Origin of the sequence: Winogradskyella sp. Asnod2-B02-A, assembly GCF_045063645.1 — a bacterium.
GTDB lineage: Bacteria > Bacteroidota > Bacteroidia > Flavobacteriales > Flavobacteriaceae > Winogradskyella.
In genome coordinates this window covers 150,639-172,064 of the sequence record NZ_JBEFOG010000027.1, presented here as the reverse complement: position 1 = coordinate 172,064, position 21,426 = coordinate 150,639, and the positions used below count along the sequence as shown (strand labels likewise).

Below are 21,426 nucleotides of genomic sequence, written 5' to 3'. Positions count from 1 at the left end.
AATTAGCCTAGTAATAAACTGGTTAGTAAAAAGTTGACCAATATAATCATTACACTCGTCCAAACGAATGATGTTGTACTGGCTTTACCAACTTCTAAAGCTCCTCCTTTCATAAAATAACCGTAAAATGAAGGAATTGTTGCTAACAAGAAGGCAAATACAAATGTTTTAATAAAAGCATATATAAAATGAAAAGGGATAAAATCTGTTTTTACACCTTCTAAATAATCTTCTAGTGTGCCATATCCACCGTAAACACAGGCTACAAGACCTCCTAAAACTCCTAAAAACATAGCAATAGAAATAACAAAAGGATAAAGTGTTAGCGCAATAAATTTTGGAAACACTAAATAGTTAATTGCATTTATTCCCATAACCTCTAAGGCATCAATTTGTTCTGTAACACGCATGGTACCTATACTAGATGTTATAAATGAACCTACTTTACCTGCCATAATAATAGAAATAAATGTTGGTGCAAATTCTAAAATTATAGATTGTCTAGTGGCAAAACCTACTAGATATTTTGGCATTAAGGGACTCGTCATATTTAACGAGGTTTGTATAGCTACAACACCTCCAACAAAAAACGAGATAAAGGCTACGATACCTAACGATCCAATAATAAGATCATCAATATCTTTTAAGATTAAGGGTTTCATTACAGACCATTTAGTAGGTCTGCGAAATATGTCCTTAATCATTATAAAATATGTACCTATATTATAAAGGTAAGTGCTGGGTCTTTTCATTAATGCTAAAGTATAAAAAATGATTAGGAAACGAGCATATTCATTATTTTTTCACACATAAAAATGATTAATTGTGAACGACATGCGACAAATAAAAAAAATAAATATGAACTTATGAAATTACGTTAAATTAAAAATAAGATAACATAAAAATTGTATTTTTGATATTAAATTTAAAGTCTTATTCAGATGAAAAATGCCATCACTTTTATTGCCTTTTTAGTTTTATTTAGCGCTTGTAGATCTCAAAATACAGCTATTGATACTACTACAGAACCATTGAATACAATAGAATCTAATACTAGACCAAAATTAGTGGTTGGTATAGTGGTCGATCAAATGCGTTACGATTATTTAACACGTTTTGAGTCTAAGTTTGGAGATGGAGGTTTTAAACGTATGATAAACGAAGGTTTTAATTGTAAAAACAATCATTTCAACTACGTACCAACTTATACAGGTCCAGGACATGCATCGATTTATACAGGTACAACTCCAAAATATCATGGCATTGTGGGTAATAATTTTTATGATAAGGAGATTAAGGATATGGTGTACTGCGCTCAAGATGATAATGTAAAGTCAATTGGTACAGAAGATAAAGCAGGTTTAATGTCACCACGAAGAATGCAAACTACCACGTTTGGAGATGAAAACAGATTGTTTACTCAAATGAGAGGAAAAACAATAGGCGTTTCTTTAAAAGATAGAGGTGCTATCTTACCCGCTGGTCATACTGCAAATGCAGCATATTGGTTTCATGGAAGAGATGAAGGTTCTTGGATTTCAAGTTCTTTTTATATGAATCAATTACCACAATGGGTTAGTGATTTTAATACTTCAGAAAGTGCAGAATCATATTTGAAAGTATGGAATACATTTTATGATATTTCTACCTATGTAGAAAGTGGTACTGACGAAAATAATTTTGAAGGTGGGTTTAAAGGAAAAGAAAAAGCAACTTTTCCATATGATTTAAAAGCATTAAGTAAGGACAACAGAGGATTCGATATTTTAAAAGCGACACCTTATGGTAATAGCCTAACTACTGATTTTGCTATGGCTGCAATTAAAGGAGAAAATTTGGGTGCTGATGACATAACCGATGTTTTAGCTGTTAGTTTTTCTGCTACGGATTATGTAGGTCATAATTTTGGCGTTAATTCTAAAGAAATTGAAGATACTTACATTCGTTTAGATAAAGATTTAGAGCGCTTTTTTAACTATTTAGATGCTACTGTAGGTGAAGGAGAATACACTGTGTTTTTAACAGCAGATCATGGCGCTGTAGACGTGCCAGCTTATTTGCAATCCGTTAACGTGCCAGCTGGCTATATAGATAATAAAGATAGAAAGGAAAAGTTTAATGCTTTTTTAAATGAGACTTATGGAACTAAAGATATTGTTGAAAACATCAGTAACAATCAAATATTCTTAGATAGAGCCAAAGTAAAGTCTTTAGGCTTAAATCTTATTGATGTTCAGAATACTATAGCAATGGAGCAACTAACTTATCCTAATGTATCTAAAGTATATACCGCGACGACAATGAGTACATCAGGTTTTTCGAATGGAGTAGAAGAGTTGTTGCAAAACGGGTTCAATCAAAAACGCTCTGGTGATGTTATTTTAGTAAATGACACTGCTTTTATTTCATACGGCAGAACAGGTTCTACACACGGTAGTGCTTTAAATTATGATACGCATGTACCATTATTGTTTTTTGGTAAAGGCATTAAGCATGGAGAAACTTTAAACAAAACAATTATTCCAGATATTGCACCAACCATGTCTGCATTGTTAGGAATTAGTTTTCCAAATGGAGCAACTGGTCAACCTTTAGGATTTTTAATTGATTAATTTTTTGATTTGAAAAGAAAACCCATTTTCACCATAATAGCGATCATTATAGCTATAGCTATTTATAGCTATGACTATTATCTTAATGCTGAACAAAAAGCTGAAGTTGTAAACGTAGGGCAAACCGTAAAAAGTGGTACTAACGAGTACTTTTTGCCAACGAGTACTACAAATCAAATAGTTCATCATCAAAATTATTCTTTGTCTTATAGCGAGCCACATGAGCAAGCGGAATGGGTCGCCTATGAGTTAAAAGCTTCTCACATAAGTTATACAAATCATATAAGGCCTTATTTTGAAATTGATGAAGCCGTAAAAACAGGAGCAGCACATTGGAGGAATTATAAGAAATCGGGATATGATAAAGGGCATTTATGTCCTGCTGGTGATCGAAGATTTACAAAAATGGCACACGATGAAACTTTTTTAACAAGTAATATAAGTCCACAAGAGCATAAATTTAATGCAGGTATTTGGAACCGATTAGAACAGAAAGTGAGATATTGGGCAAAAAAGAATGATGGTGTTTTTGTAGTTACAGGTGGCGTTTTATCTGGTAACATGAAAACAATTGGAACAGATGATGTTTCAGTGCCTAATCAATTTTACAAAGTTATTTTAGATAATGCAAATGGCAAAACTAAGGTTTTAGCATTTTTAATAGATCACGAGGATTCAAAATTACCATTGTATAAATTTGTGGTGTCAGTTGATGAGGTTGAAGCATTAACAGGAATTGATTTCTTTCCTGAGTTAGACGATAATCTTGAAAATAAATTAGAAGCGTCTAGCAGTTATAAAAGTTGGAGTTTTTAACTGAATTTACTTTTAATCCCTTTCCAACGTAAATCTCTTATAAATTCACCTTCAGCTTTAGATACTAAAAATGCTGCTTTATTAGATTTAGCTTTAAAATATCCAGACATATAATCTCTAAATAGCTGAAAACTTCTTTTTTTGAAAGCCAGTTTTAAAGCCGAAATGAGCGTAATCGAAAACCCATAACGCATTTTGTACATCGCTTCGCCTTGCAGATACTTAGAGGCTTTGTTGTATGACTGTCCTGTTGGTTTGAGATGTTTTACATGAAGCGATTCATCGGTTAAAATTTCCCACCCATTATATTTTGCAATTAGTTCATCAACGGTATCCCAACCCATAGACAATTTTAATTGCCCTATTTGATTAAAACACTTTTTTCTATACGCTTTTAGAGCACCTCTAATATGGTCTTTATTAGTTAAGTTTTCTAGAATCCATTCGTTGTTTTTTTTGATATAGCAAAATCCTGAAGCCATACCTAGTTTAGGATTAAACTTAAAATGATTCGAAATTTTTTCAAGATAATTAACTGGGAAAATAAGGTCAGCATCAAATTTACAGATAATGTCAAAGTCTTCATTTAACGAATGAAGTCCTTTATTAAATGCTTTAATAATTTTAGAACCAGGTAAGTGTTTATCTGAAGAAGTTGAATTTATAACTGAAATCCAATTGTATTTTGAGGCGTAGTGCTCAGCAATAGTTTGAGTGTTATCTGTTGAGTTATCATTAACAATAACAACTGCTTTTGGCAATAAGGTTTGCTGAGCTAAAGATTCTAAAGTTTTACCAATGTAATCTTCTTCGTTGTGTGCAGGAATGATGATGTGGAAATTCAAAATTGAAAGCTGTTTTTTCAAAGTTAACCTCTTTCTGCGTAAACAATATAGTATCTAGGTGTAAAACGTCTTAAAATGGGTCTTAACCCAATTTTATTTACAGGATTGGTCCATTTATATCTATCCTTAATAATCCAGCCTGTTTTCTCTAAAAGCCAGTCGAGTTGCCAATCTTCAAATTCATGGTAATGTCTGTCTCTCATATCAGTTTTACTTCTATAAGCAGAAGCAAACCATAATTTTAAAGGCACGCTTATAACTAATTTATTAGCTTTTATAGACTTTAAAACTTCGTAAGGAGATAAAAGATGTTCAAAAATTTCAAAGGCAGTAATAACATCAGCAGCTGAATTTTTAATAGCAGAAGTATCTTCGTCTAAATCTTCTCCAGTGGTATTTTCAACCAAATAGCCTTCAGAAATCATAATCTCCGAAAATGGATTTTTCACACCTAAATCTAATATAGATTCTTTAGTATTAACGTGTTTTTGTAAAAACTGAAGTGTGAGTTTAAATCGTTTATTTGGGTATGTTTTTTCGTACATCTATGGTTGCGGAGATAAGATTTAAATTAATACTGATAAACAATTGTATTAATATTCATCCCAGCACCTACGCTTGCAAACATAATTATGTCTCCTTTATTAATTTCCTGACCTTCAATTTCTCCTTTCAAAATGAGATCTAACAAAGTTGGTACGGTGGCAACACTAGAATTTCCTAAAAGATTTATAGACATTGGCATTATACCGTTTGGCATTTGCATATCATAGAGTTTATAGAACCTTTGTACTATAGCTTCGTCCATTTTTTCATTGGCCTGATGAATCAATATTTTTTTGACATCAGTAATTGATTTACCACTTTTTTCTAGACAAGATTTTAAAGCCTTAGGGACATTAGAAAGTGCAAATTCATAGATCTTACGTCCATACATTTTAATATAGCGACGCTTGTCTGTAGTCTCGTGATTGTTTGTTTCTCCAAAAAATATAAAGTGAGCTTCGTCTAAAGCGTAAGTTGCTGTTTCATGCGCTAAAATTCCACCTTTTTCATCGTTTTTTTCAACAATTACAGCACCAGCTCCATCACTATAAATCATAGAATCTCTATCGTGCTTATCTATAACTCTAGACAGGGTTTCAGAGCCAATTACCAAACAGCGTTTTGCTATACCAGAAGCAATAAATGCTTTGGCTTGTATGACTCCTTCAATCCAACCAGGACATCCAAAAAGCAAGTCGTAACCTACACATTTTGGATTTTTAATTTTCAGCAAATGTTTAACTCTAGAGGCAATACTGGGTACAGTATCACTTTGTTCTGTGTTGTGTTTTATGTCTCCATAATTATGAGCTACAATAATATAATCTATACTTTCTTTATCAATATTAGCATCTTCTATCGCTTTTGTTGCGGCAATAAAAGCAATATCACTATTTAATTGATTATCCTCAACATAGCGCCTTTCTTGTATTCCTGTTATAGCTTTAAACTTTTTTACAATAATTTCATTTGTACTGTTTATTGCAGAACCATCAGCATTTAAAAATTGATGATTATAAAAATCTTCATTTTTCTCAATAATGCTTGGTATATAACTTCCTGTTCCAGTTATTCTAATCGCCATAGTTATAAATTTTTCAATATTACGAAGCTAGTTAATATTCTAGAATTTTCTTTTAATTAAAGTTTTAATGCGTCAATTTTTAATGAATTCTCAATAAATGGTATTTATAATTTGAAAAACACAAAAAAGCACACAATCTGTGTGCTTTTTATTATGTTGTATTTAGGCATCCATATAGCTTTCTATTGGTGCACAGCTACAAATTAAATTTCGATCTCCATAAGCATCATCAACACGTCTTACGCTAGGCCAAAATTTATTGTCTCTAACAAAGTCCAATGGGTACGCAGCAGCTTCTCTAGAGTATGGTAATAACCATTCATCTGAGGTTAACATATCTAACGTATGAGGTGCATTTTTAAGCGTGTTATTTGGAGTGTCTTTATCCACAGCATCAATTTCTTTTCGAATAGAAATCATAGCATCACAAAAACGATCCATTTCCGCTTTACTTTCACTTTCTGTAGGTTCAATCATCATCGTTCCTGCAACCGGAAAAGAAACTGTTGGTGCATGAAATCCATAATCCATTAAACGTTTAGCGATATCGGTAACTTCAATACCATTCGCTTTAAAATCTCTACAATCAATAATCATTTCGTGAGCAGCTCTACCGTTTTCTCCAGAATATAAAGTAGGGTAAGAGCCTTCTAAGCGTTTTTTAATATAGTTAGCATTTAATATGGCAATTTCAGTTGCTTTTTTCAATCCTCTATAACCTAACATTTTGATGTAACCATAAGAAATAAGACATACTAAAGAAGAACCAAATGGTGCTCCGGAAATAGCTGTAATCGCCTGATGACCTCCTGTTTTAATAATTGGGTTTCCTGGTAAGAATGGTACTAATTGTTTAGCAACACATATTGGTCCTACACCTGGTCCACCTCCTCCATGCGGAATAGCAAAGGTTTTGTGTAAGTTGAGGTGACATACATCTGCACCAATATTTCCTGGATTGGTTAAACCAACTTGAGCATTCATATTGGCACCATCCATATAAACTTGCCCTCCATTAGCGTGAATAATCTGTGTGATTTCTTTTATTGCAGATTCGTATACACCATGAGTAGAAGGATAAGTGACCATAATAGCAGAAAGATTGTCTTTATGTAACTCTGCTTTTTCTCTTAAATCTTCAACATCAATATTTCCATTTTCAGTGGCTTTAGTTACTACAACTTTCATACCAGCCATAACAGCACTTGCAGGATTTGTACCATGCGCAGATGATGGAATTAAACAAATATTTCTGTGGTGATCTCCACGAGATTCATGATAAGCTTTAATAACCATTAAGCCAGCAAACTCGCCTTGAGCACCAGAATTTGGTTGTAATGAAGTAGCTGCAAAACCAGTAATTTCAGAGAGTTGATTCTCTAACGCGTTTAACATTAATTTGTAACCAGTAGCTTGGTCTGTTGGTACAAATGGGTGCATATTTCCCCAACTGCTCCAACTTAAAGGTAACATTTCTGAGGCTGCATTTAACTTCATGGTACAAGAACCAAGAGAAATCATAGAATGGTTTAAAGCTAAATCTTTTCGCTCTAAACGCTTAATGTATCTCATTAATTCTGTTTCCGAATGATAGGTGTTAAATACATCAAAAGTTAAAAATTCTGATTGACGCTTTAAATGATCTGGAATAGTTTTGTCATGCGCAACAGATTCAATTTTATCTGTAGTTTTTCCTGTTACAGTTTCAAAAATTGAAATAATTTCATTTAAGTCTGAAATCGTAGTTGTTTCATTTATTGAAATTGTTACCGTATTCGTATCTGGATAATGAAAGTTTACTTCATTTTTTTCGGCTTCATATTTTACCTTAACAGCATCTGCTTTTATTTGAAGTGTATCAAAATAATGAGAATTCACTTGCTCTAATCCTAATTTTGAAAGTGAATTGGCTAGAGTAGAAGTTGAATTTTTAACCTTGTCTGCAATAAACGTTAATCCTTTTGGACCATGATAAACGGCGTACATTCCTGCCATAACAGCTAAAAGCACTTGGGCTGTACAGATGTTAGAAGTTGCTCTATCGCGTTTAATATGTTGCTCGCGTGTTTGTAACGCCATACGTAAGGCTCTGTTGCCATTGGCATCTTTTGTAATTCCAATAATTCTACCTGGAATATCACGTTTGTAAACCTCTTTAGTTGCAAAATATGCTGCATGAGGACCTCCGTAACCCATTGGGATTCCGAAACGTTGTGTTGTACCTACAACAACATCAGCTCCAAATTTTCCTGGTGCTTCAAGTTTAACTAAGCTTAAAATATCTGCGGCAACAGCGACTTTAATATTTTCTGCATTTGCTTTTTCTATAAAAGATTGAATATCTGTAATCTGTCCGTTTTTGCCAGGATATTGTAATAACGCTCCAAAGTATTCGCTAGAGAGGTTGTATTCAGCTTCGTTTCCAATGACCAATTCAATACCAATAGGATTTGCTCTTGTTTCTAATAAATCTATAGTTTGTGGTAATACTAAATCTGAAACAAAAAACTTATTGACGTTAGCTTTCTTTTGAGCACGATCTCTAACTGCAAATAATAATGACATGGCTTCAGCAGCTGCTGTACTTTCATCCAAAAGTGATGCATTTGCAATTTCCATACCTGTTAAGTCAATAATCATAGTTTGGAAATTTAACAAGGCTTCTAATCTTCCTTGTGCTATCTCGGCTTGGTATGGCGTATAAGCTGTGTACCAACCTGGGTTTTCTAAAATGTTACGCTGTATTACTGCAGGTAAATTAGTAGGATAATAGCCTAAACCAATATAGGTTTTATATACTTTATTAAGTTGCGATAAGTTATAAATATGACTTAAGTATTCTTGTTCACTCATGGCAGCATCAAGGTCTAAATCTTTTTCAAGACGAATACCTGCTGGTATGGTTTCTGAAACTAGTTGTTCTATGCTGTTAACACCAATAGTGTCTAACATGGCTTTTTGTTCGTTAGAATTTGGGCCAATATGTCTGAGTGCAAATGAGGTAGTATCCATTAAAAAAAAATAGTTTATTTAGTCTTGCAAAAGTACGGATTTACCCTAATTTTTTAGATTTTAAGCATTAAAGTTTTTAACCGAAAGTAGAGGTTATTAACACTGTGATTTGATCTAAAATTTCTGCTTTTTAGGGTTGAATTAAAATTTTGTAGTGTTAGTGATGTTTTTGTATAAGTACACTGCTTTAAAAACTACAAACGATAAAATGGCTTGTAAATTTTTAATTTTTATGGAATTGAAAATGTTTAGATGAGTTCAATTCTTACTTTTGCTTTATGCAAGTATTAAAACGCATTTTAAATTTCTACTTAAATAGCAGTATTCATGTTGCGTTAGCAGCTTCAGCATTAACTTGGGTTACGCTAATTGAATTGGATTTAAAATTAGATAAATACCTGCTTTATTTTGTGTTTTTTTCAACAATAACTGGCTATAATTTTGTAAAATATTTTGGCGTAGCGAAATTTCATCATCGCAATTTAGCAGCTTGGCTTAAAGTTATACAGGTATTTTCGTTTATAGCTTTTTTGGCTATGTGTTTTGTAACGTTCTATCTTGAGTTGAATACCTTAATATTGATTGGAATTCTTGGTGTTGTAACTTTTTTTTATGCTATTCCTGTTATGCTTCCCAAAAATTATTTATTTGATGATCATAAAAATTTGCGACAAATAGGTGGTTTAAAAGTTTATGTAATTGCATTAGTTTGGGCATTTACTTCAGTATTCTTACCAGTAGTAAATGAAGCTGTCTCTATAAATACAGATGTGATGATTTTAGGTTTGCAACGATTTTGTTATGTGCTCGTTTTAATGTTGCCTTTTGAAATAAGAGATTTGAATTACGATAGTCTAAAATTAGCGACTATTCCTCAAAAAATAGGCATAAAAAAAACCAAAATTATTGGTGTATTGCTTTTATTGCTATTTGTATTATTAGATTATTTTAAAGATGTGTTAACAGAAGAAACCTTATTGTCAACAATAATAATTGCTATAATTACGCTTGTGCTATTAATATTTTCTAATAAAAATCAATCGAAATATTATAGTGCGTTTTGGGTAGAAAGTTTACCCATTATGTGGTTAGTGACTGTGTTGCTGTTTAGCTAATTCTTCTTTAAATTGATTTTCAATTTTCTTGCGTTCTTCAGCTTTTAAGCATTTCACTTCAGCCTTTTCTATGCTTTCTGTGAGTTTACTATTTTTTGAAGAATAATTCTGAGTGACACGGCAATATGCCAAACGTATCGTTAATTTAACGCGTTCCCAAGAAGAGGCTTCTCCATATTGTGCTTTATCACAAATATGTTTGGCTTCATCACAGTTAATAAATAAAAAACTTTGTTTCATTTGTATTCAAACCTTTCAAAAGGAAAGGACTTTTTAATATTTAAAACCAATTTTCTTCCATGCAATCTGCAAGTGAAGTTCTAGCTCTATGGATAATAACCCATAGGTTAGACGCAGTAATTTCTAATTCATTACAAATAGTTTCAGTATCATAGCCTAAAATAGTTTTCATTTTAAAAACGTCAGCTTGTTTTTCTGGCAATTTGTCTATACAGTCGTAAATAGCGTCACCTAATTCTGTATTCTCTAAAGTGTCTTCAGCCGTTTTATCAAAAGGGTCTGCTACACGTTCTTCTAACCAATCGCCTTCAGCGTCTTCATTATTAATATATCCCATTCTAACTTCAGCTTTACCTTTATTAGAATTTATTTTTCGATAATAATCAATGATTTTTCGCTTTAAAATTGAAATAAGCCATGTGCGCTCACTCGCTTCTCCTTTAAAGTTAGCCATAGATTTTAGTCCAGCTAAAAAGGTTTCAGAGATGAGGTCTTGAGCGATGTCTCTATCATTAACACGAGTAATCGTATAATTGAAGAGGTAATCTGAGTATGATTTTACCCAATTATTTGGGTCTATTTGATGATTAGGCATTGTTCATTTGCATTGCTGTGTCAAAAATAGGTTAAAAAAACGAGAAATTAATTTCGTTTTAGTAGTTCATTTACAGCATCTTCTATTGTTAGATATTTGAATGTAAATCCTTTTTCTGTTAATTTTTCTGGAATTACATTTCTACTTTTTAAGACCAATTCTGTTTCTGTTCCTATAAACCAAGCTCCAATTTTTAATAACCATTTTGGGTGTGAAATTCCAAATGGCACTTTTAATGCTTTGCGTATATATTTCATTAAAAACGCATTTGAAGTTGGTTTTGGTGACACAATATTATAAGTGCCTTCAAGTTGTTTATCAATTAAAAAATTAATTGCTCTTGCAAAATCAGTTTCATGAATCCAACTTACTTTTTGTTTGCCATGCCATTGCTTACCTCCTAAGCCAAATTGTGTAAGTCGTTTTAAAGGAATTAGTGCACCTCCATTTTTTCCTAATACAATTGATGTTCTTAATATTAATTTTCTGGTTTTAGGTGTTTCAATACTATTAAATGCTGCCTCCCAAGATTTTGCAATATTCATGGAAAAATCATTACCAATATCTCTATTTTCTTCAGTCATTTGTTTGTGATAAGAGTCTTTATAAATTGTAGATGTAGACATGTTGAGCCAAGCTTCGGGTGGATTTTCGCATTGGTTTATAGCCTTACCTAATATGTTGGTGGAGTCTATACGAGAATCATATATAAGTTTTTTATTCGCTTCTGTATATCTACAATCTACGGACTTTCCTGTAAGATTAATGAGAATATCTGCGCCTTCAAGTGCGTTGGTCCATTGGTCTAAATCTTTAGCATTCCAATAAACGTGGTTTGGCTTTGTAGTTTTTCGAGTTAAGATTTTTATATCGTAACCTTTCTTAGAAAAGTATGATTCTAATACTTGTCCTAAAAATCCGGTTCCACCTGCTATGATGATAGTTTTCATATTATAAAAATAAAATTAGAAGTAAAACGAGGAGTCGATACAATATCCAAGTTGCTGATAATACCGTTGGTAATTCTAACAGCTTAATCCGTCTTATATGTTCTAACAACATAATCGTTACTGTAAGTCCAAACCAAAATAGTAGATGTAGTTCTTGTAGTTGAATAATTGAATTAAGGATTAAGACAGGAATTAGCATAAGACTTCCCATTAATGAAACCGTCATAAGGTTACCATAGTAGTTGAGCTGTTTTTCAAATTTTAATTTTGAAATAAATAAGCCTTGAAATCCAATCTGTCCTAAAGCCATTAAACATTCTCTTAAGAAGGTTGATTCAGGTATAACATTTAATGATTTACCAAATTTGAATAATACAATACTGGTGACTAGTGATACAAATAGAATATAAATGAATCTGTATTTGTAGTTGAAATCTGGCGCGCATTGCAGTGTTTGCGTTTGGTCTTCTTTACTCGGAATTATGACTTTTCTATTATAAGATATAAAAGAATACAACTTTTTTAATCCGAATTTAATAGGTTTTAGATTTCCTATTTTTTCCACCCATGGCATTGAATTACCGATGACTTTTAGTAAACTATCAATGCCATAAATTACAGTTTTGTTTTTTCTATCAAAAAGTGCAATTTCATTTGTGGCTCTTTTTAAGTCTATAAAATGTTGCTCTTCGTTGGTTAAATCACAATAGGCTTTTCTACCATTATCATCTAACATTTTAGCTTTGATAAAACCACTTGTATAGATGTTACAAAGTGGGCAATCTTTATCGTACAGTAAAGTTTGGTTTTGTAGTGTTTTCATGATTGTTTGATTTTGTATGTGATGTATAAATGAAATATGGCCAGAAGTAGCGTATGGAATATCCATATAAACATTAATTCTAATTCGCCATTGGTGTTTTGTACTATTGTTCTAAATAGTATTATACTAGCTATTGTTGTGAGAATGTAGATTGTAAATAAAATTTTAATTAATTTACTAAGCTCTTTAAAATGGATTAAAATATATATACTCATTACTATTTGTATTAGCCCTAATGTGGGTTGAGCAATAATCCCTCCCCAAAAAGTGAAGTAGAGTAGAATTGTTATAAGGACGCACCAATTATTTATTTTATATAGATTCTTCATGTTTTTGTTTGTTTTAAACTTTCAGAAAAAATTGAAAGTTTGTTTTAAAAAAATAGATGAACTATTTCATCAGTTTTAAAACTGACTTAGTTAACCAATTTTGTTTTTGATTCACCATTTTGTTCATTAATGTATCTAAATCTTGAGTTAGTTGGTTTAGTGCTTTAGTTTGTTTAATCAATTCCTTTGTTTTTTCGGTGCCATCATCTTTAATAGAAGAGACGTCTTCTAAAACTTTAATCACAGGTCTTATTTCTCTTCTACTTCTTTCTTTGGCAACAATACGTGCTAGTTCTTGCACGTCTTTTTCCGTAGTGAAAAATTCTTTTCGTTCACCAGATACCAGAACTTTGGTTACAATTCCCCAATCCATAAGTTGTCTTAAATTCATGCTTGTATTACCACGAGAAATTTTAAGTTCTTCCATGATGTCTTCCATAGACAATGGTTTGGTAGAAATAAAAAGAAGCGCTTGTATTTGTGCCATGGCTTTGTTTATGCCCCAAAGTGACCCTAAACTTCCCCAAGTACTAATAAATTTTTCTTTTGCTTCTTTGTAATTCATACTACAAATATATACTAATTTTTAAACTTTCAGTAATTATTGAAAGTTTAAATTGATTAATTTTAACTATTTTAGATTTTAAATCAATTAATATGACAACAAAATTACTCTACATTTTTTTGCTATTCACAAGTTTTTGTAGTGCTCAAATAGCACTTATGCCTAATCCTTCAGATATTAATTCTGGCACCTTCACTTTAACCTATGGTGCATCTGGCGATTACTCTATTTTTGATCCAATGAGCGACCTTAATTTGTTTTTATACACAGGTTTAGATACAGATGCAGATCCTTTAACTTGGGATTATCATGATGATTTTACTAATAGTAGCACTTTGATTCCCTTGACTTATGATGCTAATTTGGGATATTATGTGGCTACATTCAATCCTGCAACACGTTCTTATTTAGAAGAACCATCGCTTAATACAGTTACAATTCCGAGCGGAACTACCGTTAATGATTGGTACTTTTTAATTACTGTTGCAGACCAATCTAGGCAGTCTGCTGATTTAAAAGGTAGCGATTATGGTTTTGGTTCCACAACACTTTCTATAGATTCTGTTAATAAAACAAAAGATATTTATGTTGGCAATGGGCAAATCACTTTTAATTCACAAGGGAATTATACAGTTACAGTTTATGATATTCTAGGTAAACAAGTGGTTGATGCTAAGTTTAACGTTTCGGGATTATTAACTCATTATTTCCAATTACAAACAAAAGGTGTTTACTTGGTTAAAATTAATGATGGTCAATTTACACGAACAATTAAAATGCTAAAATATTAGTATTACTTCACTAATCCTGCACGTCGTAATAAAGCTTCAGGTTTTGGTTCTTGTCCTCTAAACTTTTTATATAAAGTCATTGGGTCTTCTGTGCCTCCTTGTGATAGTACAAAGGTTTTAAATTTATGAGCAATTTCTTTATTAAAAATACCTTCTTCTTTAAAGTATTCAAAGGCATCTACGTATTTTAGATATAATAATATAGAGATTCTTTCAAAACAAGAATTCAGCTTTATAAATTAATTGGATTATAGTACTATTATTAATGTTTCAGAGTGAAATGACCAAGAAACTTCTTTTCAATAAAATCTTCAGTGTTATAATAGGTTATATTGAACCAATAATCGTTGGTTGGGAGGAGGTTCCCATTATATGTACCATCCCAACTGTCAGTACCTTTTAATTCTGTAATTAATTTACCATATCTATTAAAAATTAAAATCTTTTTGATTACTAAATTCTCACTAGAATTAACCATCCAAAAATCATTAATACCATCGTCATTTGGTGTGAAAAAGACTGGGAAGCCGACTAACGAAAATGATTTTTCAATAACATCACAACCGAAAACATCTTTAACACTGATTATATGTTCTCCTGGAGGTATATTAGAGAATATATTGCTTGATTGCCATTCTCCTGAATCTAATTTGTATAAATAGTTTCCACTGCCAATAGCATTTACAATTACTGAGTTTTTGGTTGAGAAAAAAGGTGAAGTTTGCTCTATGTTAATATTCTCAGGAGGGTAGGATGCTATGACATGTGTTGAGTCCCAAAAATTACAACCTGTATTTATATCTGTTATCTGTACAGTATAGAAACCATGGTGCATAGGTGTGTAATAATTATTTTCTGCTCCGACTAGAATTGTAGAGCTTGAATTATTAACAACATCATCCATAGAACCATTATACCATTGGAATTTAAAATTATCTGCACTAATTTCTGTATGAATGGTTAAATCTGTATTGATGATGTTTTCATCTGTATCGTAACAAATTACATATTCATCTAATATGTCAGTCTCGTCAATATTTGAAGGTATTACGGTTAATGTTATAAGATGGCCATAGCCAATACAATTATTGTTATCAGTGCCATCAATACGTACCCAAATATTCTGAATAAAAGGAGAAAGGCTATTGCTATGCTCATTTATATTGTAAATATTATCATTTTCAGATAAAGCATCTAGCTCGTTTGTATAATAAGAAACAGTTACATCTTGGTCTAAGAACAAATTTTCTATAGTAGCAGTTGCGTCACTAAAGTCGAAAGTAGCAATACCATCAGTGTGGTCAATGTCACTAATATCATCATCACAAGTTGTGTAATTAAGCATATTGGCTTGCGGAAATTGATTTGAACTTAAGGTTAAGTTTATTTCTGCAATAGAGTAACATCCGTTAGTGTTTTCAATCCTAGCATAAACAACATCATTAAACGGATCGTTATTTGTGTAGTTAAGAATTTCTGTTATTTGAGATTCAGAAGTTTCATATTTGGCCGCTTCTTCGTTTAAATAATAAGTAAAAATTAGATTATCATTGTATTCTGAAATTATTTCATTTGCTTCTGTAAGATTGAAAGCGGCAAAACCGTCCATATTATCATCACATTGAATTAGCTGGACGGTCTCTGTGATCTCAGGATTTGTAAAAACAACAATGTCTTTGGAATATTGAAATTCACCTCCATTGACTTGCATAGTTGCACTAGCTGTGTATGTTCCTGAAGACGGGTATGTGTGTTGAGGATTAAGATCAGAAGATACATTGTTAGCTCCAGAGGATGGGTCACCAAAATCCCAGACTACTGAATCGAAGTTATTGTGCTTCAATGTGAAGTTAACCTCCGTTTCTGGGCAGGTAGTTACAACAGTAATTATTTCATTAGAGAATATACTTTCAACCCATTGAGGCAGTCCATATTGGCCTCTATTGGAACCCAGATTTATTGCGCTTTCAATATAATTACAATCTATGCCTAATGTATTAGGGTTATCTATAACATCAAGGTAACTATCTTGAATAGCAGAAATATAAATTTTTCCGTCAATACCAAGTTGCATAGATCCGGTAGCTCTTGGTGAATTCCCATGAATAACTGTTTTAGAATCTTGTATTGCATTTGTGGTGCCTGCGGATAAATCAAATTGTGCGATATATGGAGTAGCTACAAATCCTGAACTCACATAAAGTAAAGAGCCATTAGGTGAAAATTCTAATCCATAAGAATTCCTATTTCCCAGGTTTAGTGTCTTTGAATTAGAAATTACGCCAGTATTAGCATTAAAAGAACTAACATTTATATTGTCAGTGACACTATATAAGGTCGCAGCAATTTTATTTCCCTGAGGCGATATTTTTAATTGACCAAAACCTCCGGCGCTGCTACCTGAAGAGGATATTATAGGTTCTGTGTTTATACCTAATTCGTCAATTCTAAATGTTAAATATTTGTTGTTAGACATTTCATGTGCAACTACCCAATGCCCCTCAAAACTGTCGCTTTTATGTGATGTAAGCATTTCTGTTACATCGGATGCAATTAAAACATTTTTTACCTCGGTCACACCACCTAGTCCATTATCTAAGGTCATATCAATCTCTGAGTAGTATAAGTTATTATGCAGAAACACAGGTTTGTCTATGGTGAAAACATAATAAACGTTTAGATTATTGGGTTTTGAAATAATTAATGTAGCTTGAGAAACAGAATTGTCGGCCAATAAATCTGTACCATTAAGCATTACAGAATGATTGCGATTCCAAATAGTTCTTCCGTCAGTATAAAAAAGTAATTCACCTGCAAAATTAGAAACTGAAGCACATCCTTCACTGGTACTCATTTGACTATCTTGTAGAGACGAAGGAGGTGAGGTGTTAAAAGTTAATCCTGAATTAGATCCAAAATACCAATTTGAAGATTCATTCTGAGCATGACTTGTACCTAAAAAAATACAACAAACGCATAGTAGAATTTGAGCTAATTTATTACTTGAAAAAAACATTTTATAATAATAACCGAAAATCATTAATGTAAATTAAAATTTAAGATAATGAATTTTAGGTTAATATAGAAAAAAATGAAATCTAACGACTTAAAAAGTTAATATTAGTAAATTTTATTATTACTTATTTAAGTAAGGTATAATATCTTAAAAACTTATTACTTCACTAATCCTGCACGACGCAATAAAGCTTCAGGTTTTGGTTCTTGTCCTCTAAACTTTTTATATAAAGTCATTGGGTCTTCTGTTCCTCCTTGAGATAGTACAAAGGTTTTAAATTTATGAGCAATTTCTTTATTAAAAATGCCTTCTTCTTTAAAGTATTCAAAAGCATCTGCATCTAAAACTTCGGCCCATTTGTAACTGTAATAACCAGAAGAGTAACCGCCTTGAAAAATATGCGAGAAGGATGTACTCATGCAATTCTCAGCCACATCAGGATATAAGCTTGTGTCTCCAAAGGCTTCAACTTCATGTTTTTTTACATCTTTAATTTCTGATGGGTCAATTCCATGCCAAGACATATCTAATAATCCAAAACTAATTTGACGTAAAGTTTGCATGCCTTCATGAAACGTAGAGGATGCTTTTATCTTTTCAATCAGTTCCATAGGAATGACTTCTCCTGTTTCATAATGCGTAGCAAATAATTCTAACGCTTCTTTTTCGTAACACCAGTTTTCTAAAACCTGACTTGGTAATTCTACGAAATCCCAATAGACACTTGTGCCAGATAAACTTGGATAGGTTGTATTGGCTAACATGCCATGAAGCGCATGACCAAACTCATGAAACAACGTTGTAACTTCATTAAACGTTAATAATGAAGGTTTGCTTTTGGTGGGTTTAGTAAAGTTGCAGACAATAGACACGTGTGGTCTTTCGTTTACACCATTCTTTATCATTTGAGGTTTGTAAGACGTCATCCAAGCTCCATTTCTTTTGCCTGCTCTTGGAAAAAAGTCGGCATAAAATATAGAAACTAATTCGCCTTCGCTGTCGGTTACTTTATATGTTAAAACGTCTTCATGATATTTGTCGATGGTATTTATTTCTTCAAATTGTAATCCGAATAATTTATTGGCAACCATAAATGCACCATCAATGACGTTTTCTAATTTAAAATATGGCTTCAACTGTTCATCATCTAAGTCGAATAATTTTTGTTTCAACTTTTCTGAATAGTAACCAGAATCCCATTTTTGTAATTGGTCTATGCCATCTAAATCTTTTGCAAAATCTTCAAGTTTTTTGAATTCTGTTTTTGCAGCAGGTTTTGCTTTGTCTAATAATTCGTTTAAAAAAGACGTTACTTTTTCTGGTGTTTGTGCCATACGTTCTTCTAACACAAAATGGGCATGAGATTTATAACCTAATAATTGAGCTCTGTCAAAACGTAACTTCGCAATTTTTAGAACAATATCTTGGTTGTCTAATTCATCATTCTGAAAACCCTTTCTTCCAAAGGCTTTTGACAACTGCTCACGTAATTCTCTGTTGTCTGCATAGGTCATAAACGGAATGTAACTTGGGTAATCTAAGGTGATCAACCAACCGTCTTTGTCTTTGCTTTCTGCCAATTGCTTAGCTGCTTCTTTTGCACCATCTGGCAAGCCGGAAAGGTCCTCCTCGTTGGTGAGTAGCATTTCAAACTTATTAGTTTCAGCTAAAATATGTTCACCAAACTTTAATTTCAATTGGCTTAATTCTTTATCAATTGCTCTTAGTTTTTCTTTTTTGTCTTCAGCTAAATTGGCGCCATTTCTAGAAAAACCTTTATATTTCTTATCGAGAAGTGTTTCTTGTTCGGTAGTTAAATCTAACGTAGATTTTGAATCGTAAACGGCTTTTACGCGTTTAAATAAATCTTCATTTAATGTAATATCATTGCTAAACTCTGAAAGAAGTGGAGATACCTCTTGTGCTATTTTCTGAATCTCATCATTGGTTTCAGCAGAGTTTAAGTTGAAGAAAATACTAGATATACGATCTAGTTCTTCACCAGAATAATCTAAGGCTTCTATAGTGTTTTTAAAAGTAGGATCCTCTTGGTTTGATGTAATAGCGTCAATTTCAGCTTTTGCATTTTCAATACCTAATTTAAATGCAGGTAAATAGTCTTCTGATTTAACTTTAGAAAACGGAGCCGTATGATAAGGTGTGTTAAATGATTTATTAAGAATTGTCATGATTTTGAAATTTCTATTAAGTATTTGATTACCCGAATTTTAACTTTTAATTGTGATGACGTTTAGGATGATGTTTTGTAACTTTGCATTAATATTTTGCATAGTAAATGATGTTAAAGTATGATTGATTAATAGCTAAGAAGCCTTGACGTGAGTTGAGGCTTTTTTATAGGTCCTTGGCAGATTCAATAACTTTGGCTTTTAATCCTTCTTTATAGACCATTATCTTGTCTAAAACACATTGATCTGAGCACCCAATAATCTGAGCAGCTAAAATACCAGCGTTTTTCGCTCCATCTAGAGCTACAGTAGCTACAGGTACACCGCCTGGCATTTGTAAAATTGACAATACAGAATCCCAACCATCTATAGAATTACTGCTTTTTACAGGCACACCAATAATAGGTAATGGTGACATGGAGGCTACCATACCTGGTAAATGTGCTGCGCCACCTGCACCTGCAATAATCACTTTTATACCTCTTTTGTGTGCGTTTTTACTGAAATCGAATAATTTTTCAGGCGTTCTATGCGCAGAAACGATATCCACTTCAATTTCAATATCAAATCCGTTTAATATATCTATAGCGTCTTGCATTACTGGCATATCGCTTTTGCTTCCCATTATTATGGCTACTTTACTCATTTTTATTCGCTAATTACTTCTATTGTACTTTTTACTTTTTCTGCAATCTCACGTGCCACAGAGATATCCTTATTTACAATGGTTACATGTCCCATTTTACGGAAAGGTCTGGTTTGTTTTTTTCCATAAATATGTGGAGTTACACCTTCCATTGCTAAGATTTTTTCAATATTTTTATAAACCACATTTCCTGTGTGATTTTCTGCACCCACGAGATTTACCATCACTCCAGCAACTTTACTCTCCGTATTGCCAAGAGGCAAATCTAAGATACATCTAATCTGCTGCTCAAATTGAGAAGTGTAACTGCCTTCAATACTATAATGACCAGAGTTGTGTGGCCTTGGTGCGACTTCATTTACTAAAATTTCGTCATTTTCAGTCTGAAACATTTCAACAGCCAACAAACCAACATGTTTAAATTCGGATGCTACTTTTAAAGCGACTAACTCTGCTTTCTTTGCAATGTCATCAGGAATTCTTGCAGGACAAATCACATATTCCACTTGATTAGCTTCAGGATGAAATTCCATTTCCACAACAGGATATGTTTTTAAATCGCCTTTTCCATTTCGGGCAACAATAACCGCTAATTCATTTTTAAACGGAATTAATTTTTCGGTAATACATTCCACATTTGGCAAATCAGTTAAATCTGAAATGTTTCTTACGACTTTAACACCTGTGCCATCATAACCAAATCGTGCACTTTTCCATACAAACGGATAATTTAAGCCTCCATTATCTATAGCTTCATCAATTTCAGAGGTATATGCAAATCGTGAAAAATCTGCAGTAGGAATATCATGATCGCGATAAAATAATTTTTGTGTGGCTTTATTCTGAATGGTTCGCAAAGTTTTAGAGGATGGAAAAACTTTTACACCTTGTTTTTCAAGTGTTTCTAAAGCATCTACATTAACGTTTTCAATTTCAAAAGTTAATACATCAACGTGCTTCCCAAAGTCTACAACGGTTTGGTAATCTAAAATATCACCTACAGTAAATTCGTCGCAAGCCAGTCTTGACGGTGCGTCTGCGCTTGCGTCTATAACACAGGTGTAAATATCAAACTTACGCGTGTCATATAAAAGCATTTTGCCAAGCTGGCCACCACCAAGAATTCCGAGTTTAAATTTTGAAGAAAAATAGTTCATCAATTTTTGTTGTTCCCATGCAAAAGGGAATCTTATTTAAGATTAAAAATTCTGCTTTTCAACAACAAAAATACGCTAAAAATGAGACATACTTA

Annotated in this window: 18 protein-coding genes and 1 pseudogene; 4 read left to right on the top strand and 15 right to left on the bottom strand. The window is 32.5% G+C overall.

What is annotated here, in order from left to right:
- Positions 1 to 2 precede the first annotated feature (2 nt).
- A complete protein-coding gene (locus ACJJVO_RS08970) occupies positions 3 to 752 on the bottom strand; it encodes an MlaE family ABC transporter permease (RefSeq protein ID WP_405573054.1) in 750 nt (249 codons plus the stop codon).
- A gap of 189 nt (positions 753 to 941) precedes the next feature.
- On the opposite strand from ACJJVO_RS08970, the gene pafA reads away from it, so the two are divergent.
- Together pafA and ACJJVO_RS08960 are read left to right on the top strand one after the other, a co-directional pair.
- Positions 942 to 2,612: an alkaline phosphatase PafA gene (pafA, locus tag ACJJVO_RS08965; RefSeq protein ID WP_405573051.1), complete on the top strand. Its 1,671-nt coding sequence runs from the start codon at positions 942 to 944 to the stop codon at positions 2,610 to 2,612.
- Positions 2,613 to 2,621: 9 nt separating this feature from the next.
- On the top strand, positions 2,622 to 3,428 hold the full coding sequence (locus ACJJVO_RS08960; RefSeq protein ID WP_405573050.1) for a DNA/RNA non-specific endonuclease: 807 nt from the start codon (positions 2,622 to 2,624) through the stop codon (positions 3,426 to 3,428).
- On the opposite strand, the gene ACJJVO_RS08955 is transcribed toward ACJJVO_RS08960, so the two are convergent.
- The 4 genes from ACJJVO_RS08955 to gcvP form a co-directional block, all read right to left on the bottom strand.
- The gene (locus ACJJVO_RS08955) at positions 3,425 to 4,273 is read right to left on the bottom strand and encodes a glycosyltransferase (protein WP_405573049.1); all 849 of its coding nucleotides are present in this window, start codon (positions 4,271 to 4,273) and stop codon (positions 3,425 to 3,427) included. The two genes, ACJJVO_RS08960 and ACJJVO_RS08955, sit on opposite strands and share 4 nt — an antisense overlap.
- Positions 4,274 to 4,296: 23 nt before the next feature.
- A complete protein-coding gene (locus tag ACJJVO_RS08950; protein ID WP_405573047.1) occupies positions 4,297 to 4,818 on the bottom strand; it encodes a methyltransferase in 522 nt (173 codons plus the stop codon).
- Positions 4,819 to 4,844: 26 nt separating this feature from the next.
- A complete protein-coding gene (locus ACJJVO_RS08945) occupies positions 4,845 to 5,903 on the bottom strand; it encodes a 3-oxoacyl-ACP synthase III family protein (protein ID WP_405573045.1) in 1,059 nt (352 codons plus the stop codon).
- A 162-nt stretch (positions 5,904 to 6,065) separates the two neighbouring features.
- Positions 6,066 to 8,915, bottom strand: coding sequence for an aminomethyl-transferring glycine dehydrogenase (gcvP, locus tag ACJJVO_RS08940; RefSeq protein ID WP_405573043.1), 2,850 nt, complete (start codon positions 8,913 to 8,915; stop codon positions 6,066 to 6,068).
- Positions 8,916 to 9,193: 278 nt separating this feature from the next.
- Between gcvP and ACJJVO_RS08935 the strand changes: the two genes are divergently transcribed.
- Positions 9,194 to 10,030, top strand: coding sequence for a hypothetical protein (locus tag ACJJVO_RS08935; protein WP_405573041.1), 837 nt, complete (start codon positions 9,194 to 9,196; stop codon positions 10,028 to 10,030).
- Here ACJJVO_RS08935 and ACJJVO_RS08930 read toward each other — a convergent pair.
- The 5 genes from ACJJVO_RS08930 to ACJJVO_RS08910 form a co-directional block, all read right to left on the bottom strand.
- Positions 10,004 to 10,270, bottom strand: a complete 267-nt coding sequence (locus ACJJVO_RS08930) for a hypothetical protein (RefSeq protein ID WP_405573040.1) — start codon at positions 10,268 to 10,270, stop codon at positions 10,004 to 10,006. The genes ACJJVO_RS08935 and ACJJVO_RS08930 overlap by 27 nt on opposite strands.
- A 40-nt stretch (positions 10,271 to 10,310) precedes the next feature.
- Entirely contained in the window at positions 10,311 to 10,865 is a 555-nt protein-coding gene (locus ACJJVO_RS08925; protein WP_405573037.1) for a sigma-70 family RNA polymerase sigma factor, read from the bottom strand.
- Positions 10,866 to 10,912: 47 nt separating this feature from the next.
- Entirely contained in the window at positions 10,913 to 11,815 is a 903-nt protein-coding gene (locus ACJJVO_RS08920) for a TIGR01777 family oxidoreductase (protein ID WP_405573035.1), read from the bottom strand.
- A 1-nt stretch (position 11,816) separates the two neighbouring features.
- Positions 11,817 to 12,638: a DCC1-like thiol-disulfide oxidoreductase family protein gene (locus tag ACJJVO_RS08915; RefSeq protein WP_405573034.1), complete on the bottom strand. Its 822-nt coding sequence runs from the start codon at positions 12,636 to 12,638 to the stop codon at positions 11,817 to 11,819.
- 390 nt (positions 12,639 to 13,028) lie between these two features.
- Positions 13,029 to 13,532, bottom strand: coding sequence for a GbsR/MarR family transcriptional regulator (locus tag ACJJVO_RS08910; protein ID WP_405573031.1), 504 nt, complete (start codon positions 13,530 to 13,532; stop codon positions 13,029 to 13,031).
- Positions 13,533 to 13,624: 92 nt separating this feature from the next.
- Here ACJJVO_RS08910 and ACJJVO_RS08905 point away from each other — a divergent pair, with 92 nt between their 5' ends.
- Positions 13,625 to 14,323 (top strand): T9SS type A sorting domain-containing protein, encoded by a 699-nt coding sequence (locus ACJJVO_RS08905; RefSeq protein WP_405573028.1) that lies wholly within the window; start codon positions 13,625 to 13,627, stop codon positions 14,321 to 14,323.
- A 2-nt stretch (positions 14,324 to 14,325) separates the two neighbouring features.
- On the opposite strand, the pseudogene ACJJVO_RS08900 reads toward ACJJVO_RS08905, so the two are convergent.
- The 5 genes and pseudogenes from ACJJVO_RS08900 to ACJJVO_RS08880 all read right to left on the bottom strand — a co-directional run.
- Positions 14,326 to 14,502: pseudogene (locus ACJJVO_RS08900) on the bottom strand (M3 family metallopeptidase); the annotation flags it as partial.
- A gap of 83 nt (positions 14,503 to 14,585) precedes the next feature.
- A complete protein-coding gene (locus ACJJVO_RS08895; RefSeq protein WP_405573025.1) occupies positions 14,586 to 17,363 on the bottom strand; it encodes a T9SS type B sorting domain-containing protein in 2,778 nt (925 codons plus the stop codon).
- Positions 17,364 to 17,497: 134 nt separating this feature from the next.
- The gene (locus tag ACJJVO_RS08890) at positions 17,498 to 19,528 is read right to left on the bottom strand and encodes a M3 family metallopeptidase (protein ID WP_405573022.1); all 2,031 of its coding nucleotides are present in this window, start codon (positions 19,526 to 19,528) and stop codon (positions 17,498 to 17,500) included.
- A 166-nt stretch (positions 19,529 to 19,694) separates the two neighbouring features.
- On the bottom strand, positions 19,695 to 20,174 hold the full coding sequence (gene purE / locus ACJJVO_RS08885) for a 5-(carboxyamino)imidazole ribonucleotide mutase (RefSeq protein ID WP_405573020.1): 480 nt from the start codon (positions 20,172 to 20,174) through the stop codon (positions 19,695 to 19,697).
- A 2-nt stretch (positions 20,175 to 20,176) separates the two neighbouring features.
- The gene (locus ACJJVO_RS08880) at positions 20,177 to 21,331 is read right to left on the bottom strand and encodes a 5-(carboxyamino)imidazole ribonucleotide synthase (RefSeq protein ID WP_405573018.1); all 1,155 of its coding nucleotides are present in this window, start codon (positions 21,329 to 21,331) and stop codon (positions 20,177 to 20,179) included.
- Between the last annotated feature and the right edge of the window lie 95 nt (positions 21,332 to 21,426).

What these genes read in the sequence shown, in the direction of transcription:
- ACJJVO_RS08970 (WP_405573054.1), bottom strand. Translation starts at nt 752, where the DNA reads ATGAAAAGACCCAGCACTTACCTTTATAATATAGGTACATATTTTATA.
- pafA (WP_405573051.1), top strand. Translation starts at nt 942, where the DNA reads ATGAAAAATGCCATCACTTTTATTGCCTTTTTAGTTTTATTTAGCGCT.
- ACJJVO_RS08950 (WP_405573047.1), bottom strand. Translation starts at nt 4,818, where the DNA reads ATGTACGAAAAAACATACCCAAATAAACGATTTAAACTCACACTTCAG.
- ACJJVO_RS08945 (WP_405573045.1), bottom strand. Translation starts at nt 5,903, where the DNA reads ATGGCGATTAGAATAACTGGAACAGGAAGTTATATACCAAGCATTATT.
- gcvP (WP_405573043.1), bottom strand. Translation starts at nt 8,915, where the DNA reads ATGGATACTACCTCATTTGCACTCAGACATATTGGCCCAAATTCTAAC.
- ACJJVO_RS08935 (WP_405573041.1), top strand. Translation starts at nt 9,194, where the DNA reads ATGCAAGTATTAAAACGCATTTTAAATTTCTACTTAAATAGCAGTATT.
- ACJJVO_RS08930 (WP_405573040.1), bottom strand. Translation starts at nt 10,270, where the DNA reads ATGAAACAAAGTTTTTTATTTATTAACTGTGATGAAGCCAAACATATT.
- ACJJVO_RS08925 (WP_405573037.1), bottom strand. Translation starts at nt 10,865, where the DNA reads ATGCCTAATCATCAAATAGACCCAAATAATTGGGTAAAATCATACTCA.
- ACJJVO_RS08920 (WP_405573035.1), bottom strand. Translation starts at nt 11,815, where the DNA reads ATGAAAACTATCATCATAGCAGGTGGAACCGGATTTTTAGGACAAGTA.
- ACJJVO_RS08915 (WP_405573034.1), bottom strand. Translation starts at nt 12,638, where the DNA reads ATGAAAACACTACAAAACCAAACTTTACTGTACGATAAAGATTGCCCA.
- ACJJVO_RS08910 (WP_405573031.1), bottom strand. Translation starts at nt 13,532, where the DNA reads ATGAATTACAAAGAAGCAAAAGAAAAATTTATTAGTACTTGGGGAAGT.
- ACJJVO_RS08905 (WP_405573028.1), top strand. Translation starts at nt 13,625, where the DNA reads ATGACAACAAAATTACTCTACATTTTTTTGCTATTCACAAGTTTTTGT.
- ACJJVO_RS08895 (WP_405573025.1), bottom strand. Translation starts at nt 17,363, where the DNA reads ATGATTTTCGGTTATTATTATAAAATGTTTTTTTCAAGTAATAAATTA.
- ACJJVO_RS08890 (WP_405573022.1), bottom strand. Translation starts at nt 19,528, where the DNA reads ATGACAATTCTTAATAAATCATTTAACACACCTTATCATACGGCTCCG.
- purE (WP_405573020.1), bottom strand. Translation starts at nt 20,174, where the DNA reads ATGAGTAAAGTAGCCATAATAATGGGAAGCAAAAGCGATATGCCAGTA.
- ACJJVO_RS08880 (WP_405573018.1), bottom strand. Translation starts at nt 21,331, where the DNA reads ATGAACTATTTTTCTTCAAAATTTAAACTCGGAATTCTTGGTGGTGGC.